At 72.1% G+C, this 16,030-nt stretch carries 18 protein-coding genes and 1 riboswitch; of the genes, 14 read left to right on the top strand and 4 right to left on the bottom strand.

All coding sequences use genetic code 11. From position 1 onward, the window contains the following. Positions 1-59 precede the first annotated feature (59 nt). The 11 genes from dacB (at position 60) to HHX37_RS33490 (ending at position 9,838) form a co-directional block, all read left to right on the top strand. A complete protein-coding gene (gene dacB, locus HHX37_RS33540; protein ID WP_244302459.1) occupies positions 60-1,445 on the top strand; it encodes a D-alanyl-D-alanine carboxypeptidase/D-alanyl-D-alanine-endopeptidase in 1,386 nt (461 codons plus the stop codon). Between the two features lie 61 nt (positions 1,446-1,506). Further along, positions 1,507-2,559: a zinc-dependent metalloprotease gene (locus HHX37_RS33535; protein ID WP_182877855.1), complete on the top strand. Its 1,053-nt coding sequence runs from the start codon at positions 1,507-1,509 to the stop codon at positions 2,557-2,559. Positions 2,560-2,620: 61 nt separating this feature from the next. Then, positions 2,621-3,631, top strand: a complete 1,011-nt coding sequence (gene tilS, locus HHX37_RS33530) for a tRNA lysidine(34) synthetase TilS (RefSeq protein ID WP_182887960.1) — start codon at positions 2,621-2,623, stop codon at positions 3,629-3,631. Positions 3,632-3,643: 12 nt separating this feature from the next. After that, positions 3,644-4,201, top strand: coding sequence for a hypoxanthine phosphoribosyltransferase (hpt, locus tag HHX37_RS33525; RefSeq protein WP_244302458.1), 558 nt, complete (start codon positions 3,644-3,646; stop codon positions 4,199-4,201). A gap of 266 nt (positions 4,202-4,467) precedes the next feature. Then, the gene (ftsH, locus tag HHX37_RS33520; protein WP_111701856.1) at positions 4,468-6,474 is read left to right on the top strand and encodes an ATP-dependent zinc metalloprotease FtsH; all 2,007 of its coding nucleotides are present in this window, start codon (positions 4,468-4,470) and stop codon (positions 6,472-6,474) included. A gap of 2 nt (positions 6,475-6,476) precedes the next feature. Beyond that, positions 6,477-7,076 (top strand): GTP cyclohydrolase I FolE, encoded by a 600-nt coding sequence (folE, locus tag HHX37_RS33515; RefSeq protein WP_310738250.1) that lies wholly within the window; start codon positions 6,477-6,479, stop codon positions 7,074-7,076. Between the two features lie 59 nt (positions 7,077-7,135). Next, entirely contained in the window at positions 7,136-8,059 is a 924-nt protein-coding gene (gene folP, locus HHX37_RS33510; protein WP_259403085.1) for a dihydropteroate synthase, read from the top strand. 22 nt (positions 8,060-8,081) lie between these two features. Further along, entirely contained in the window at positions 8,082-8,513 is a 432-nt protein-coding gene (locus HHX37_RS33505) for a nuclear transport factor 2 family protein (protein WP_111701853.1), read from the top strand. Continuing rightward, complete coding sequence (gene folB, locus HHX37_RS33500; RefSeq protein ID WP_182887959.1) at positions 8,510-8,875, top strand: dihydroneopterin aldolase; 366 nt, start codon at positions 8,510-8,512, stop codon at positions 8,873-8,875. Before HHX37_RS33505 ends, folB begins: the two co-directional genes overlap by 4 nt. Continuing rightward, positions 8,872-9,372 carry a 2-amino-4-hydroxy-6-hydroxymethyldihydropteridine diphosphokinase gene (gene folK, locus HHX37_RS33495; protein WP_111701849.1) on the top strand — a complete coding sequence of 167 codons (501 nt, stop codon included), beginning with the start codon at positions 8,872-8,874 and terminating at the stop codon, positions 9,370-9,372. The genes folB and folK overlap by 4 nt, the downstream gene beginning before the upstream one ends. Before the next feature lie 16 nt (positions 9,373-9,388). Then, on the top strand, positions 9,389-9,838 hold the full coding sequence (locus tag HHX37_RS33490) for a DUF3180 domain-containing protein (RefSeq protein ID WP_111701847.1): 450 nt from the start codon (positions 9,389-9,391) through the stop codon (positions 9,836-9,838). A gap of 26 nt (positions 9,839-9,864) precedes the next feature. Here the strand turns inward: HHX37_RS33490 and HHX37_RS33485 are convergent, their stop codons facing one another. Beyond that, complete coding sequence (locus HHX37_RS33485; protein ID WP_182887958.1) at positions 9,865-11,046, bottom strand: NADH-quinone oxidoreductase subunit D; 1,182 nt, start codon at positions 11,044-11,046, stop codon at positions 9,865-9,867. Between the two features lie 224 nt (positions 11,047-11,270). Between HHX37_RS33485 and HHX37_RS33480 the strand changes: the two genes are divergently transcribed. Further along, positions 11,271-11,621 carry a type II toxin-antitoxin system RelE/ParE family toxin gene (locus HHX37_RS33480; protein WP_310738249.1) on the top strand — a complete coding sequence of 117 codons (351 nt, stop codon included), beginning with the start codon at positions 11,271-11,273 and terminating at the stop codon, positions 11,619-11,621. Positions 11,622-11,623: 2 nt separating this feature from the next. Next, on the top strand, positions 11,624-11,971 hold the full coding sequence (locus HHX37_RS33475) for a helix-turn-helix domain-containing protein (RefSeq protein ID WP_182882401.1): 348 nt from the start codon (positions 11,624-11,626) through the stop codon (positions 11,969-11,971). A 36-nt stretch (positions 11,972-12,007) separates the two neighbouring features. On the opposite strand, the gene HHX37_RS33470 is transcribed toward HHX37_RS33475, so the two are convergent. Continuing rightward, on the bottom strand, positions 12,008-13,282 hold the full coding sequence (locus HHX37_RS33470) for an aminotransferase class V-fold PLP-dependent enzyme (protein ID WP_182887957.1): 1,275 nt from the start codon (positions 13,280-13,282) through the stop codon (positions 12,008-12,010). Positions 13,283-13,331: 49 nt separating this feature from the next. Further along, positions 13,332-13,447, bottom strand: a riboswitch (SAM riboswitch). A gap of 78 nt (positions 13,448-13,525) precedes the next feature. Between HHX37_RS33470 and HHX37_RS33465 the strand changes: the two genes are divergently transcribed. Then, a complete protein-coding gene (locus HHX37_RS33465; RefSeq protein ID WP_310740658.1) occupies positions 13,526-14,725 on the top strand; it encodes a cytochrome P450 in 1,200 nt (399 codons plus the stop codon). Here the strand turns inward: HHX37_RS33465 and HHX37_RS33460 are convergent. Then, entirely contained in the window at positions 14,705-15,022 is a 318-nt protein-coding gene (locus HHX37_RS33460) for an antibiotic biosynthesis monooxygenase family protein (protein WP_182887955.1), read from the bottom strand. The genes HHX37_RS33465 and HHX37_RS33460 overlap by 21 nt on opposite strands. Before the next feature lie 9 nt (positions 15,023-15,031). Beyond that, a complete protein-coding gene (locus HHX37_RS33455) occupies positions 15,032-16,000 on the bottom strand; it encodes an SAM-dependent methyltransferase (protein WP_182887954.1) in 969 nt (322 codons plus the stop codon). Positions 16,001-16,030: the final 30 nt, after the last annotated feature.

Genomic DNA, 16,030 nt, shown 5'->3' with positions numbered 1-16,030 from the left:
CCCGGGCTGGCGTTAATGTCTCGTAAGCGTGTTCAAGGTCGGCGCGAAGTGAGGGTGACGTGGTGCGACGTGAGCGCTGGGTGGTGGTGTCCACCCTCGCCCTGCTGCAGATCTTCGTCGTCCTCGCGGGCAGCTATCTGATCGCCCATGACGCCGACAGGACCCCGGCTCCGGTCGCGTCCCCGAAGCCGAACCCGATCCCCCTGGTGACCGCGGGTCCGGTTCTGGCCGCGGTGGGGGATGGGGCTCTCCCCGCCAAGGGTACTTTGACCACCCGGCTCGCCGCTGCGATGGGTGACCCCGCCCTGGGTGGCAGCGTGGCCGGCATCGTCCTCGACGTGACGACCGGCGCCACCGTGTTCGACGGCCGCTCGGGCACTCCCATCACCCCCGCCTCCACCACGAAGGTCGTCACCGCGGTGACCGTGCTGGCCTCGGTGGGCCCCGACGCCCGCCTGGCGACCCGGGTGGTCAAGGGGACCGCCCCGGGCTCGATCGTCCTGGTCGGCGGGGGCGACCCCACCCTGGCCGGCCCGGGGACGAGCGCCGCGGAGCGGAAGGACGCCTACCCGAGGCCGGCGTCGCTCGACCAGCTCGCCTCCCGTACGGCCAAGGCGTTGAAGGCGGCCGGCGTGACCTCGGCCGACCTGTCGTACGACGCGTCCCTGTTCGGCGGGCCGCGTACGGCGCCGGGCTGGAAGCCGACGTACATCCCCGAGGGCAGCGTCGCACCGGTGTCCGCGCTCATGATCGACGAGGGCCGGGCGGCGAACGGCGCGCGGGTGCCCGACCCGGCGCAGACCGCCGCCGGCGCGTTCGCCGCGCTGCTCAGGAAGAACGGCGTCAAGGTGGGCAGGGACGTCGGCCCGGGCCGGGCCCCGGCCGCCGCCCAGGAGCTGGCCCGGGTGGAGTCGGGGCCGGTCTACGCCCTGGTGGAGCGGATGCTCACGCACAGCGACAACGACCTCGCCGAGGCGCTCGCCCGCCAGGCCGCCGTGAAGGAGGGCCAGCCGCACACGTTCGAGGGCGTGGCCGCGACGGTCCGCCGCGTGCTCACCCGTCTCGGCGTGGCCGAGGGCGTGGAGGTCCACGACGGCAGCGGCCTTTCCACCAGGAACCGGATCACGCCCGGCGGCCTCGCCCGGATCCTGGCCCTGGCGGCGTCCCCGGCGCACCCCGGCCTGCACTCGCTGATCAGCGGGCTGCCGGTCGCCGGCTTCACCGGGACCCTGCACAACCGGTACGGCAGGTCCGGCTCGGCGGCCGGCGCCGGATTGGTCCGCGCGAAGACGGGCACTTTGAACGGCGTGAACACCCTGGCGGGGATCGCGTACACATCCGAGGGCCGGCTGCTGACCTTCGCGTTCATGGCCGATCAGGTGGCCGACCCGACGCAGGCCATAGCGGCGCTCGACAAGATGGCCACGATCGTCTCCCAGAGCTGAGGTGTCGGATCCCGCTCGGCTGCCCGCGCGGCGGGCAGGCGGAGAACGTACGGTGGTGAGTATGCAGGTGATCGACTGGGATCTGGCCGTCACGACCGGAGTGCGCCTCGTGCGACCGGGCCCGCAGGTGAGCCGCGAGGAGGCCAGGCAGGCCGTCCTCGAACTCCGGCGGCTGTCGCGGGACGCCGAGGGGCACGTGCGGGAGTTCACCCGCATCGACTCGGCCCCGCCGGAGGCGGCGACGGTGGTGGACCGCCCCGGCTGGATCCGCGCCAACGTCGACGGTTTCCGGGTCGTGCTGGAGCCGCTGACGCAGAAGATGTCCAACGTGCCGGCGATCGTCGGCGCCGTCGGCTCGCGCATCACGGGTCTTGAGGTGGGCGCGGTGCTGGCCTTCCTCGCCTCCCGGGTGCTCGGGCAGTACGAGCTGTTCCTCCCGCCGGACCCGTCCGGCGTCGCGCCGACCGGCCGGCTGACGCTGGTCGCGCCGAACATCGTGCACGCCGAGCGCGAGCTCGGCGTCGACCCGCGCGACTTCCGCCTCTGGGTGTGCCTGCACGAGGAGACCCACCGGGTGCAGTTCACCGGCGTGCCCTGGCTGCGGGAGTACGTGCGCGGTCAGATGACCGAGTTCCTCCTCGCCTCCGAGATGGACCTCGCGACGCTGCTGGAGCGCCTGCGCGCCGCCTCCGACGCGGTGGCGGACGCCTTCAAGGGCGGCGAGGGCAATCTCATCGAGGCCATCCAGACGCCCGAGCAGAAGGCCGTGCTCGACCGGGTCACGGCCGTGATGACGCTGGTCGAGGGGCACGGCGACTACGTGATGGACGCGGTCGGGCCCAGCGTGGTGCCGTCGGTCGCCGAGATCCGCGCCAAGTTCCAGCGCCGCCGCGAGGGCGGCTCCCGCGTCGACCAGCTGGTCCGCCGGCTGCTCGGCATCGAGCTGAAGATGAAGCAGTACGCCGAGGGCTCCCGCTTCGTCCGCACGGTGGTGGACGAGGCCGGGATGGACGGGTTCAACAAGGTCTGGACCTCGCCGGAGACGCTGCCCGACCGCGACGAGATCGCCGACCCCCACGCCTGGATGTCCCGGGTCCTCGCCACCTCCTCCTGACCCGCGCTCCTCCTCACCCGTGCTGACCCGCGCTCGCGCGGGACACCGCGAGAATGGGCGCATGGGCCCGCATCCCGCCGTCGCCGACGTCCGCCGTGCCGTACGGCTGTCGCTCGCGGACCTCGCCGCCCGCGCGCAACCGGACGCGGGGCCGGGGCCGCTGGTCCTGGTGGCCTGCAGCGGCGGCGCCGACTCGCTGGCGCTGGCCGCGGCCACCGGGTTCGCGGCCCCGCGCCTCGGCCTGCGCGCCGGGCTGCTGACCGTCGACCACCGCCTGCAGGAGGGCTCGGCCGGGCGGGCCCGCGACGTCGTACGGCTCGCGCCGGCACTCGGCCTCGGCCCGGCCGAGGCGCTGACCGTCACGGTGGGGACGGCCGGCGGCCCCGAGGCGGCGGCGCGGGACGCGCGTTACGCCGCGCTGTCGGCCGCGGCCGACCGGCTGGGCGCCGCCGCGGTCCTGCTCGGCCACACCCTCGACGACCAGGCGGAGACCGTGCTGCTGCGGCTGGCCCGGGGCAGCGGCTCCCGGTCCCTGTCCGGCATGGCGGAGGTCTCCGGGATCTACCGGCGGCCGCTGCTGTGGCTCGGCCGGGAGCGCACCCGGCAGGCCTGCGCCGCCCTCGGCCTGCGGCCGTGGGACGACCCGCACAACGACGACCGCGTCTACCGCAGGGTCCGCGTGCGGCACGACGTCCTGCCGGTGCTGGAGGACGCGCTGGGACCCGGGATCGCGGAGGCGCTCGCCCGTACGGCGCGGCTGTGCCGGGACGACGCGGACGCCCTGGACGGGTGGGCCGCGGAGGTCCACGCGCGGTCGCGGGGACCGGAGGGGGAGCTGCGGGTGCCCGATCTCGCGGACGTGCCGGCGGCGGTGCGGCGGCGGGTGATCAGGCGCGCCGCCGTCGAGGCGGGCGCGCACGCCTCCGCGCTCGCGGCGGTGCACATCGAGGCGGTCGACCGGCTGGTGACCGGCTGGCACGGGCAGAAGGGGGTGGACCTACCCGGGGGGGTGGTTGTGGTCAGGCGCTGTGGCACCCTTGTCTTCGCTGTGGACAACGTCTCGCTCGCGTAAGGAAAACCCCAGGTGGATGCAGCAGACATGGGCAAGGACCTCTCCCGCGTCCTCATCTCGGAGCAGGAGCTGCAGGCGAAGATAAAGGAGCTGGCCGGCCGCATCGACGCCGACTACGCCGGCACGGAACTGCTGATCGTCGGTGTGCTGAAGGGCGCGGTGATGGTCATGGCCGACCTCGCCCGCGCGCTGCACGTGCCCGTTCAGATGGACTGGATGGCCGTGTCGTCGTACGGCGCGGGGACCAAGTCGTCGGGCGTCGTGCGGGTGCTGAAGGACCTCGACACCGACATCGCCGGCCGGCACGTGCTCGTGGTCGAGGACATCATCGACTCGGGCCTCACCCTTTCGTGGCTGTTGAACAACCTGAGGTCGCGCAGCCCGGCGTCCGTGGAGATCTGCACGCTGCTCCGGAAGCCGGACGCGGTGAAGGTCGAGATGGACGTCCGATACGTCGGCTTCGACATCCCCAACGAGTTCGTCATCGGGTTCGGGCTCGATTACGCCGAGCGCTATCGCAACCTGCCGTTCATCGGGACTCTTGCGCCGCATGTGTACGGAGGGGAGTAAGCCCTTAGCGAAGTGCCCCGCCGATCGTGCGTTATTGGGCGCCAGGTCGGGGAACACGGGGTTGGCTGACGTACGTTGGAAAGGCAAAGCCGGAGCCGCTCGGGCAGTTACCCGACGCGGCGGCCGGGTGTACCTTCGGATATCCGTGGGGAGCCGTTCGGCGTCCCTCGGTAGCCAGAAGGAGCGGTAACGGATGCCGCGACCCCGGGTCCGCCCGGGGCAGGCCTTGGTCAGGAAGGGACGGGCCCGCCGGGGTTCCGCAACGGATGGATCTCAAGCGATTTACACGTGGCCCACTCCTGTGGATCCTGGGCATCGTATTGCTTCTCCTGCTCGTCACCACGATGTTCGGCGGGGACGGCAACTACACCACCGCCGACACCTCGACGGTCGTCCAGCAGATCCAGCAGGGCAATGTCAAGAGCGCGACCGTGGTCGACAAGGACCAGCGGGTCGAGTTGACGCTGAAGCAGCCGATCACGGTGCAGAACAAGAGCGTCACCCGCATCCAGGCGCCCTGGGTCGAAGGGCAGGGTGTCCAGCTCACCCAGGCGCTCGACACGTCCAAGCCGTCCGAGGGCTGGACCGTCGAGGTGCCGAAGGAGAACTTCCTCCTCAGCCTCCTCGCCAGCTTCCTGCCGATCATCGTCATCGTCCTGATCTTCCTGTTCATCATGAACCAGATGCAGGGCGGCGGCTCCCGGGTCATGAACTTCGGCAAGTCGCGGGCGAAGCTGATCACCAAGGACACCCCCAAGACCACCTTCGCCGACGTGGCGGGCGCCGACGAGGCCATCGAGGAGCTCCAGGAGATCAAGGAGTTCCTGCAGGCCCCGGCCAAGTTCCAGGCCATCGGCGCCAAGATCCCCAAGGGCGTCCTGCTGTACGGCCCGCCCGGCACCGGCAAGACCCTGCTCGCCCGGGCCGTGGCCGGCGAGGCGGGCGTGCCCTTCTACTCGATCTCCGGTTCCGACTTCGTCGAGATGTTCGTCGGCGTCGGCGCCTCCCGCGTCCGTGACCTGTTCGAGCAGGCCAAGGCGAACGCCCCCGCGATCATCTTCATCGACGAGATCGACGCCGTCGGCCGGCACCGCGGCGCGGGCCTCGGCGGCGGCCACGACGAGCGTGAGCAGACGCTCAACCAGCTTCTCGTCGAGATGGACGGCTTCGACGTCAAGGGCGGCGTGATCCTCATCGCCGCGACCAACCGGCCGGACATCCTCGACCCCGCCCTGCTGCGTCCCGGCCGCTTCGACCGCCAGGTCGTCATCGACCGGCCCGACCTGGAGGGCCGCAAGGGCATCCTGCGCGTCCACGGCCGCGGCAAGCCGTTCGCGCAGGACGTCGACCTCGACGTGATCGCCCGCCGGACCCCCGGCTTCACCGGCGCCGACCTCGCCAACGTGATCAACGAGGCGGCTCTGCTGACCGCCCGGCAGGACCAGAAGCTCATCACGATGTCGACGCTCGAAGAGTCGATCGACCGCGTGATGGCCGGTCCGGAGCGCAAGTCGCGGGTCATGTCGGACCAGGAGAAGAAGATCATCGCCTACCACGAGGGCGGGCACGCCCTGGTGGCCCACGCGCTGCCCAACTCCGACCCGGTCCACAAGATCACGATCCTGTCGCGCGGCCGCGCCCTCGGTTACACGATGACGCTGCCGATGGAGGACAAGTTCCTCGCGACCCGGTCCGAGATGATGGACCAGCTCGCCATGCTGCTCGGCGGCCGCACCGCGGAGGAGCTCGTCTTCCACGAGCCCACCACCGGCGCGTCCAACGACATCGAGAAGGCGACCTCGATCGCCCGCCGCATGGTCACCGAGTACGGCATGAGCGAGCGGCTCGGCGCCCGCAAGTTCGGCAGCGGCAACGGCGAGGTCTTCCTCGGCCGCGAGATGGGCCACGAGCGCGACTACTCCGAGCAGATCGCCTCGGCGATCGACGAGGAGGTCCGCCGCCTCATCGAGAGCGGGCACGACCAGGCGTGGGAGATCCTCGTCCAGTACCGCGACGTGCTCGACAACCTGGTGCTGGAGCTCATGGAGAAGGAGACGCTCTCCCGGGAGCAGGTCCTCGAGATCTTCTCGCCCGTGGTGACCAAGGAGAAGCGGCCCTCCTACGCCGGGTACGGCAAGCGCCTGCCGTCGGACCGTCCTCCGGTCATCACGCCGAAGGAGCGGGCCAACGGCAACGGCTCGGCGCTCCCCGCTGGGGGCTCCGGCTCGGCCCCGTGGGTGAACGACCAGCCGGCGCAGCGGGACGAGGCCTGACCGTGGCCGATCCGCACGCGGCGGAACCGCCTTCCGGATTCGACCACGGCCGGATCGAGAAGGCCGTACGCGAGATCCTGATCGCGATCGGGGAGAACCCCGATCGCGACGGGCTCCGCGACACCCCCGCCCGGGTGGCGCGGGCGTACGCCGAGCAGTTCGCGGGTCTGGGGCAGCGTCCCGAAGACGCGCTGACCACGATGTTCGACGCGGACCACGACGAGATGGTGCTCGTCAAGGACATCGAGGTGATGTCCACCTGCGAGCACCATCTGCTGCCGTTCCATGGCGTGGCGCACATCGGGTACACGCCGAACGAGAAGGGGCGCATCACCGGCCTGTCGAAGCTCGCCAGGCTGGTGGACGTCTACGCCCGCAGGCCGCAGGTGCAGGAGCGGATGACCTCGCAGATCGCCGACGGCCTGATGCAGGTGCTGGAGCCGCGCGGCGTGATCGTGGTGATCGAGGCGGAGCACATGTGCATGACCATGCGCGGCGTGCGCAAGCCCGGCGCCAAGACGATCACCTCGGCCGTCCGGGGCGACTTCCGCACCAGCGAGGCGACGCGGGCCGAGGCCATGTCGCTGATCCTGCGTGGTTGAGTGGGCGGGTGCGCTCCTGCCGGACGAGCCCTGCCGAACCGGGCACTAGGCTGGACCCCATGACCACGTCGAGCGTGCCCGGCATGCCGGAGGCCGAGCGCTGTCTGGTCATGGGTGTGGTCAACGTGACCCCCGACTCCTTCTCCGACGGCGGGCAGTGGTTCGATCCCGACGTCGCGATCCGGCACGGCCTCGACCTGGTGGCCGAGGGCGCGGACATCGTGGACGTGGGCGGCGAGTCCACCCGCCCGGGCGCGGCCCGGGTCTCGCTGGAGGAGGAACTGCGCCGCGTCGAGCCGGTGATCCGCGCCCTCACCCAGGAGGGCGTCACGGTCAGCGTCGACACCATGCGGGCGGAGGTCGCCGAGGCGGCCGTCGCGGCCGGGGCCAGACTGGTCAACGACGTGAGCGGCGGCCTGGCCGACCCGGCGATGCCGCGTGTGGTGGCCGCGACCGGCGTGCCGTACGTCGTGATGCACTGGCGCGGGCACAGCCGCGACATGGACAACAGGGCCGTCTACGGCGACGTGCTGACCGAGGTGGCGGAGGAACTGCGCAAGCGGGTCGACTCCGTGCTGGCCGAGGGGGTGCGGGAGGAGCAGATCGTGCTCGACCCCGGCCTCGGTTTCTCCAAGAACGCCGAGCACAACTGGGCCGTGCTGGCCGGCCTCGCCGAGCTGAACCGGCTCGGCCATCCCCTGCTGGTCGGGGCGTCGCGCAAGCGGTTCCTCGGCCGGCTGCTGGCCGGGCCGGACGGCGAGCCACGCCCCTTCGACGGCAGCGACGACGCCACCGTCGCGGTCACCGCGCTCGCGGCGCAGGCCGGGGCGTGGTGCGTCCGGGTCCACCGGGTGCGGCCGAACGCCGACGCGGTGCGCGTCGCCGCCGTCTGGAGGGCAGCAGGCGTACGACACGCGGCAGGCGGACGGGACGCAGTAGCCGCACGACACTCAGCCGCGCGACATGCCGACGAGAGCCGGTGAGGATATGCCGACAGGGACGCCCATGAAGGACATCGAGGAGCTCAACCAGGCGTTCTACAACGCCATTGAGGCGGGCGACCTCGACAGGATGTCGGAGATATGGATCGAGGACGTCCCGGGACGTCCGGCGCTGTGCGTCCACCCCGGCTGGCCCATGCTGAGCGGGCGGTCGGAGGTGCTGCGCTCGTGGGCGCTCATCATGGCCAACACGACGTACATCCAGTTCGTGCTGACCGACGTGCAGACCACCGTGCTCGGTGACGTCGCGGTGGTCACCTGCGCGGAGAACATCCTCACCGCCGCCGACAGCGACGAACCGGGTTTCGCCGCCGGCCGGGTGGTCGCCTCCAGCACCTATGTGCGGACCTCCGGGGGGTGGCGGTTGTGGCTCTACCACGGATCTCCGGTCCTGCAGAGCGACGACGAGGACGAGGAGGAGGACCAGGAGCAGTGAGCCGCGACGCGGTGCGGTTGACGGGGTTGCGGGCGCGCGGCAGGCACGGGTGCCTGCCGGCCGAGCGCGAGCTCGGCCAGGAGTTCGTGATCGACGTCTGCCTGCGTCTCGACACCGCCCCGGCGGCGGCGGCCGACGACCTCACCCTGACGGTCGACTACGGCGCGCTGGCACTGGAACTCGTCCGGATCGCGGAGGGCGAGCCGGTCAACCTCATCGAGACCCTCGCCGAGCGGCTGGCGGCGGCCTGCCTGACCCACGACATGGTCGAGGAGGCGGAGGTCAGCGTGCACAAACCGGCGGCGCCCATCCCGCTGCCGTTCGACGACGTGGTGGTGACGATCAGAAGGGGGCGCGCATGAGGGTCGTGATCGCACTCGGCAGCAACCTCGGCCGGCGCATCGAGAACCTCCAGGGCGCCGTCGACGCGTTGTTCGACGCCCCCGGGCTCACGTTCGTGGCGGCGTCGCCGGTCTACGAGACCGAACCGGTCGGCGGACCCACCCAGGGCGCGTACCTGAACGCGGTGGTCGTCGCCGAGAGCATGCTCGACCCCCGCGCCCTGCTCGACCGGGCGCACAGCGTCGAGAACGCCTTCGGCCGTGAGCGCGCGGAGCGGTGGGGCCCCCGGACCCTCGACGTGGACCTGATCGCGGTCGGCACGCTGATGTCGGACGACCCCGAGCTCACCCTCCCGCATCCCCGCGCGCACGAGCGGGCGTTCGTCCTGGTGCCGTGGGCCCAGGCGGACCCCTCGGCGGTGCTGCCCGGGCGCGGGTCGGTCGCGGCCCTGCTGGCCGACCTGGACCAGAGCGGGGTGCGGCTGCGCACCGACCTCGTGCTCGAACCCCCGGCCTGACGAGGAGAGACCCCGCGTGAAGCCCAGCAATCCCGGCGTGCTCGTCGGTCTCGTGGTCGTGTTCGCCGTGATCACCTGGGGCCTGCTGCGGCAGTCCTACTCCGTGGTGCCCACACTGCCGTGGACCGCGGTGCCCACCGTGCTGCTGCTCGCGCTCGGTGAGGCGTACACGGGCTGGCTGACCCGGGCGAGGATCCTGCGCCGCCCGGACACCAAGCCCGTCGAGCCGCTCGCCGTCGCTCGACTGGCGGCGCTGGCCCAGGCCACCGCGTACGCGGGCGCGGCGTTCGCCGGGGTCTTCGCCGGTTTCGTCCTGCGTGTGCTGGACCTGCTCGACCTGGACAAGCCCCGCCAGGACGCGATCGTCGGCGGCGGGTCGTTCGTGGCGTGCGTGATCCTGATCTGCGCCGCGCTCTTCCTCGAACACTGCTGCCGGGTGCCCGGCAAGCCCAACGGGGAGAGCTGACCCCTGCTTCCAGGCTGCCCGCCGGCCTACTTGTCGATGTCGCCGACCACGAAGAACATCGACCCGAGGACCGCGATCAGGTCGGCGACCGAGTGACCGGGCAGCATCTCGCGGAGCACCTGGACGTTGTTGTAGGAGGCGCTGCGCAGCTTGAGCCGCCAGGGGGTCTTCTCGCCGCGTGACACCAGGTAGTAGCCGTTGAGGCCGAGCGGGTTCTCCGTCCAGGCGTACGTGTGGCCCTCCGGCACCTTGAGCACCTTCGGCAGGCGCTGGTTGATCGGGCCGGGCGGCAGGTGGCGCAGCCGCTCCACGCAGGCGTCCGCCAGGTCGAGCGACACCTTGACCTGGTCGAGCAGCACCTGGAACCTCGCCTGGCAGTCTCCCGCCGAACGGGTCACGACCTTCACGGGCAGCTCGCCGTACGCGAGGTAGGGCTCGTCGCGCCGCAGGTCGAAGTCCACCCCCGACGCCCGCGCGGCCGGGCCGCTCACGCCGTACTGCATGATCGTCTCACGGTCGAGCACGCCGACGCCGCGGGTGTGCGCCACGAAGATCTCGTTGCCCGTGACCAGCTCCTCGATGTCGGGCAGCCGCCGCCGCACGGCCGCCACGGCGGTGGTCACGCGGTCGAGCCAGCCCTCGGGCAGCTCCTCCTTCAGCCCGCCCACCCGGTTGAACATGTAGTGCATGCGGCCGCCGGAGATCTCCTCCATGACGTACTGCAGCGTCTCCCGCTCCCGGAAGGCGGGGAAGACCGGGCCGGCCGCGCCCAGCTCCAGCGGATGGCCGCCGAGGAACATCAGGTGGTTGAGCACGCGGTTGAGCTCGGCCAGCAGGGTCCTCGCCCACACCGCCCGCGGCGGGGGCTGCATGCCGATCATGCGCTCGACCGCGAGCACGACGCCCAGCTCGTTGGCGAACGCCGACAGCCAGTCGTGCCGGTTGGCCAGCACGATGATCTGCCGGTAGTCGCGCACCTCGAACAGCTTCTCCGCACCGCGGTGCATGTAGCCGACGATCGGCTCGGCGGCCACGATCCGTTCACCGTCGAGGACGAGCCGCAGCCGCAGCACCCCGTGCGTGGACGGATGCTGCGGCCCGATGTCGAGGATCAGGTCCTCCGTCGCGAGCCCTCCCGGCCGCACCGCGTCCGCCCCGGCCCCGATGCCCACCACTCGCTCGACACGCGGGCCGTCCTGCTCGGTCATACCGTCCATGCTTTCACGCCCGTCACCCACCGGCGAAAGCCACGGCAAGCCGGCCATCCCGGATCCTCCGATCGTCCGGTCCCGCCCGCCCCGGCTCGCCGCTCGCTTGGTCCGATCACACAGTGGAGTTGCCCAAACCCAAAGAGCCGCGATCCCGCGACAGCTAGCCTGGCGTTCGAGTTAAGGCTAGCCTTGAATTCGGGGAGGTCTCTTCGGTGTGGACCGTGAAGGTCACGGATGAGTACGCCGCCTGGTTCAGGACACTCCTCAAGGAGGATCTCGGCTCGGCGACCCAGGTGGCTCAGGCTGTAGCCGCCCTGCGGGAGGAGGGGCCGGCATTGGGCAGGCCCCTCGTCGACCGGCTCAGAGGAAGCTCTCTGCACCATTTGAAGGAACTGCGTCCAGGGTCACGCGGGCGATCAGAGATCAGAATCATTTTCGCCTTCGACCCCACTCGGGCCGCGCTGTTGCTGCTGGGCGGCGACAAAGCCGGCAACTGGAACGGGTGGTATAAGGAGAACATCCCTCTGGCCATACAGCTTTACCTCGACTACGTCAGCGAGGAAGAGGAGTGAACATGCCGAAGAGGACACCGGGGGAATGGGCCGACCTCGAGCGGGAACTGCACGAGGCCGGCGTCTCCCCTTCGGTGATCGAGGAGGGTGCGAGGAAACTCCTCGCTGAGACCCGCGGTCGCCAGCTCGCCGAAGCGCGCAGGCAACTCGGGCTCGGCCAGAAGGACGTCGCGGCGGCGATGGGTCTGAGCGTTGCCCGCGTCTCGCAGATCGAGCATGGGGAGGTCACCTCCCTCGACGTGATCGCCCGCTATGTGGAGGCGCTCGGGGCCCGCCTCGACCTGGTCGTCGATTTCGGTGACCGGACGCTGAGACTGCCTGTCAGCGAGAAGTCGCTGGATGCCGCCTGAGCGGTCCCGCTGTCTCCTGCGTGACGGCGGTCGGGGTCAGGCGGGGGCGATTTCGCGGAGGGCGGCGATGAGGCGGTCGACGTGCTCCTCGGTCGTGCCGATGCCGATCGAGGCGCGTACGGCGCTCACCGTGCCGTCCGCGCAGCCCTCGTCCTCGGCGCCGCCGAGGAGGTGGCGGACGAACGGGTGGGCGCAGAACTTGCCGTCCCTGACGCCGATGCCGTGCTCGGCCGACAGGATCTCGGCGACCTCCCGGGCCGGGCGGCCCTCCACGACGAACGACACGATCCCGACCCGCGGGTGGTCCGGGCCCCACAGCGACAGTTCGCGTACGCCGGGGATCGCGGCGAGCCCGGCGCGCAGGCGGGCGAGCAGCCGCTCCTCCTCCCGCACCAGCGGGGTCCAGCCGGTCGCGGCGAGGGCGTCGCAGGCGGCGGCGAGCGCGACCGCGCCGAGCACGTTGGGCGTCCCCGCCTCGTGCCGCGCCTCGGGGTCGTCGCTCCACTCGGTGGTCTCGCCCACGGCTCGTACGGCTCCGCCGCCGCGCAGGTACGGGTCGGCGGCGGCGAGCCAGTCGGGCCGGCCGACGAGCACGCCCGCGCCGAACGGCGCGTAGAGCTTGTGCCCGGAGAAGGCGACGTAGTCGAGGTCGAGCGCGGCGAGGTTGAGCCCGCGGTGGGGGACGAGCTGGGCGGCGTCCACGGCGATCCGCGCGCCGTGCCGGTGCGCGATGTGCGCGAGCCCGGCGATCGGCCACAGCTCTCCGGTGACGTTGGACGCGGCGGTCACGACGAGCAGGGCCGGGCCCTCGATCGCCGCAAGGGCCTCGTCGGCGGCCCGGACGGCCTCGCCGGGGAAGGCGGGCGGCGCGAGCCGTACGACGTCGGTCCAGGGCAGCAGCGAGGCGTGGTGCTCGGTGCCGAACACGACGACCGTGGTGCCCTCGGGGAGGCTGCGGGCCAGCAGGTTCATCGCGTCGGTGGTGTTGCGCACGAAGACGAGGGCGTCGCCGGGGCGGGCGCCCACGAAGGCCCGCACGGTGTGCCTGGCCTGCTCGTACCGCTGGGTCGTGAGCTGCGAGGCGTAGCCCGCGCCCCGGTGCACGCTGGAGTAGGCCGGCAGCGCCGCCGCGACGGCGGCGTTCACCGGCTCAAGACAGGGCGCGCTCGCCGCGTAGTCGAGGTTCGCGTACGGCACGAGCCGGCCGCCCCGGACCGGGACCTCCAGGTCGGCGCCCACGACCACCGGTACGCGCACCGGCTCGGACACGGGGTTGGCGGGCTGCTGCGGGACGAAGGTGAGAGCGGACAACGCCAGGCCTCCTCGGGTCGGGGACCCCTGCCATGGCGTCGTACGGCGGAGCCCGCGCTTGCCCGGCACACCGCGTGCCAGGCCTGGTCCTCACCCGGGGCACCCCGCCGCGAGCGCGAGGGTTGCCGGCCAGCAAGCCGGGGCTTGACGCTGGCACTCATGACCTGAGCGCACTATAACCCGGAGAACCGGCGATCCGGCAAGTCCCCTGGCGAGAGGCGCTTTACCGTTATGGTGTCCAATGTGAGGTTTGATCCCTGGAATCCGGAATTCGTGGCTCACCCGTACGACGCCTACCGCGACCTGCGGGACAACGATCCGGTCAGCTTCTTCGAGCCGACCGGACAGTGGCTGGTCGCCCGGCACGCCGACGTCAACACGCTGCTGCGCGACCGCCGCCTGGGCCGGTCCTATCTGCACACGGCCACGCACGAGGAGTTCGGCCGGGAGCCCGAGCCGGACTTCCAGGAGCCCTTCTGGCGGGTGATCCGGGCCGGGATGCTCGACGTGGAGCCGCCGGTCCACACCCGGCTGCGCCGCCTGGTGTCCAAGGCGTTCACGCCCCGGATGGTGGAGTCGCTGCGCCCGCGCGTACGGAGGATCGCGACGGAGCTGACCGAGGGGCTGGTCGAGCGCGGCGGCGGCGACCTGCTGGCCGAGGTGGCCGAGCCGCTGCCCGTCACCGTGATCGCCGAGATGCTGGGCGTGCCGGAGGCCGACCGCCACCTGCTGCGTCCCTGGTCGGCCGACATCTGCGGGATGTACGAGCTGAACCCGTCGCCTGAGGTCCAGCACACGGCCGTACGCGCGGCGACGGAGTTCGCCGAGTACCTGCGCGGGCTGGCCAGGGCGCGCAGGGAGCGTCCGGGCGACGACATGATCTCGGCGCTGGCCCAGGTGGTGGACGACGGGGACCGGCTCACCGAGGACGAGCTGATCGGCACCTGCGTGCTGCTGCTCAACGCCGGGCACGAGGCCACGGTCAACGCCACCGGCAGCGGGTGGTGGGCGCTGTTCCGCAACCCCGGCGAGCTGGAGCGGCTGCGCGCCGACCCCGGCCTGATGCCGGCGGCGGTCGAGGAGCTGCTGCGTTACGACACCCCGGCGCAGATGTTCGAGCGGTGGGTGCTGGAGGACGTCGAGGCCGGCGGGGTGACGATCCCCCGGGGTGCGGAGATCGCGCTGCTGTTCGGCTCCGCCAACCGGGATCCCGAGGTCTTCGCCGACCCCGACCGTCTCGATGTCGGCCGGGTGGAGAACCCGCACATCTCGTTCGGTGCCGGCATCCACTTCTGCCTGGGCGCGCCGCTCGCGCGGGTCGAGATGGCGGAGTCGTTCGGCGCGCTGCTGCGCCTGGCGCCCCGCCTGGAGCTCGCCGAGGAGCCGACCTGGAAGCCCAGCTACATCATGCGCGGCCTGGAGTCACTGAAGGTCGCCGTCTGACACGCTGACCGTGTGGTGGGTGACCGTGGTGTCGTAGCCGAGCAGGACGGCCTGGGCCGCGGGCTCGACGACGGCCGTCGCGGGGTCCTCCCCGGCGAAGCGGCGGATCGCGTCCATCGAGTCCCACAGGGTCATGACCTCGATCTCCACCCGGCCGCCGGTGTCGCGCCGCAGCAGGTAGGCGCCGCGGTGCCCGGCCACGCCGCGCAGGGAGGGCAGGACCGCCTCGGTGAAGTGCCGCTCGTAGCCGTCGGCGCCCTGCGGGGTCGCGCTCGCGCGCCAGATTCTCGCGATCATGATGTCTCCTCATCCACACCGGGACTGGCTGAGCCAGCCGAAGCCGCCGAGACCGGCGGGGTCGATGAGCTCGGCCTCCTGCGAGGCCCGGCCGAGCGCGCGTACGTAACCGGCGGGGTCGGCGGACGCGAGCGCGAGCGGCGGCCGGGCGCCGGTGACCCCCAGGTCGCGCAGGGCCTCCCGCTGCGTCGTGAGCGTGGTCGCCGCCGCGCCCGCCCGCTCGCCGGCCGCCGCGCAGGCGTCCAGCGCGACGTGGGCCGTGACGTCGCACGACCCGTCCGGCACGGCGGGCACCGGCGAGCCGTCGCGGTAGCCGGCCAGCGTGCCGAGGGCGGGTCGCCGCCCGGCGAGATGGGCGTAGTCCACGGCGACCGCCGTGCCGCGGGCCAGCCGCGCGATCACCCCGGCCCACGCCTCGTCGCGGGGGCGGCCGATCTCGGCGCGGTCCCCGACCGGGCCCAGCGGCCACCAGCGGTCCAGCCAGGCCAGGTCCTCCGGATCGGGGACGGGACCGTGCCGCTCCGCTCCGGTCGCCGGGTCGACGAGCACCAGCCGGGGGCCCGCGGGGGTCGCCTCGGCGACGTCGAGGGGCACGTTGTCCAGCCATTCGTTGGCGACCACGAGCCCGGTGACCCCGTACGGGACCTCCGGCTCCCAGGCGACCCGGGGATCGAGGCCGCGGGGCCGGGGGGACAGGTCCACCGCGACGGCCCGCAGGCGCGCCGCGAGGTCCGGCGGTGCGGCGGCCACGACGCGGGCGGCCAGCAGGCCGTCGCCGCTGCCCACGTCCACGAAGTCGACCACGCCGGGGCGCCCGAGGGCCGCGTCGACCCGTTCCAGCTGGCGCAGCACCGCCTCGGCGAAGACCGGTGAGGCATGGACCGAGGTGCGGAAATGGCGGTCCGGGCGCTCCCGCAGGTAGAAGCCCTCCGCGCCGTAGAGCGCGCGCTCGACGGCCTCCCGCCAGGTCACCTCCACACCGCATCACGCTACCGACACGCACGGGCC

Origin of the sequence: Microbispora sp. H10885 (assembly GCF_014161415.1) — a bacterium.
Taxonomy (GTDB): Bacteria; Actinomycetota; Actinomycetes; order Streptosporangiales; family Streptosporangiaceae; genus Microbispora; species Microbispora triticiradicis.
Note: the sequence above shows the minus strand (reverse complement) of the source record. Positions and strands in the feature narration are given on the sequence as shown.

What these genes read in the sequence shown, in the direction of transcription:
- HHX37_RS33535 (WP_182877855.1), top strand. Translation starts at nt 1,507, where the DNA reads ATGCAGGTGATCGACTGGGATCTGGCCGTCACGACCGGAGTGCGCCTC.
- tilS (WP_182887960.1), top strand. Translation starts at nt 2,621, where the DNA reads ATGGGCCCGCATCCCGCCGTCGCCGACGTCCGCCGTGCCGTACGGCTG.
- ftsH (WP_111701856.1), top strand. Translation starts at nt 4,468, where the DNA reads ATGGATCTCAAGCGATTTACACGTGGCCCACTCCTGTGGATCCTGGGC.
- folP (WP_259403085.1), top strand. Translation starts at nt 7,136, where the DNA reads ATGACCACGTCGAGCGTGCCCGGCATGCCGGAGGCCGAGCGCTGTCTG.
- HHX37_RS33505 (WP_111701853.1), top strand. Translation starts at nt 8,082, where the DNA reads ATGAAGGACATCGAGGAGCTCAACCAGGCGTTCTACAACGCCATTGAG.
- folK (WP_111701849.1), top strand. Translation starts at nt 8,872, where the DNA reads ATGAGGGTCGTGATCGCACTCGGCAGCAACCTCGGCCGGCGCATCGAG.
- HHX37_RS33485 (WP_182887958.1), bottom strand. Translation starts at nt 11,046, where the DNA reads ATGACCGAGCAGGACGGCCCGCGTGTCGAGCGAGTGGTGGGCATCGGG.
- HHX37_RS33475 (WP_182882401.1), top strand. Translation starts at nt 11,624, where the DNA reads ATGCCGAAGAGGACACCGGGGGAATGGGCCGACCTCGAGCGGGAACTG.
- HHX37_RS33460 (WP_182887955.1), bottom strand. Translation starts at nt 15,022, where the DNA reads ATGATCGCGAGAATCTGGCGCGCGAGCGCGACCCCGCAGGGCGCCGAC.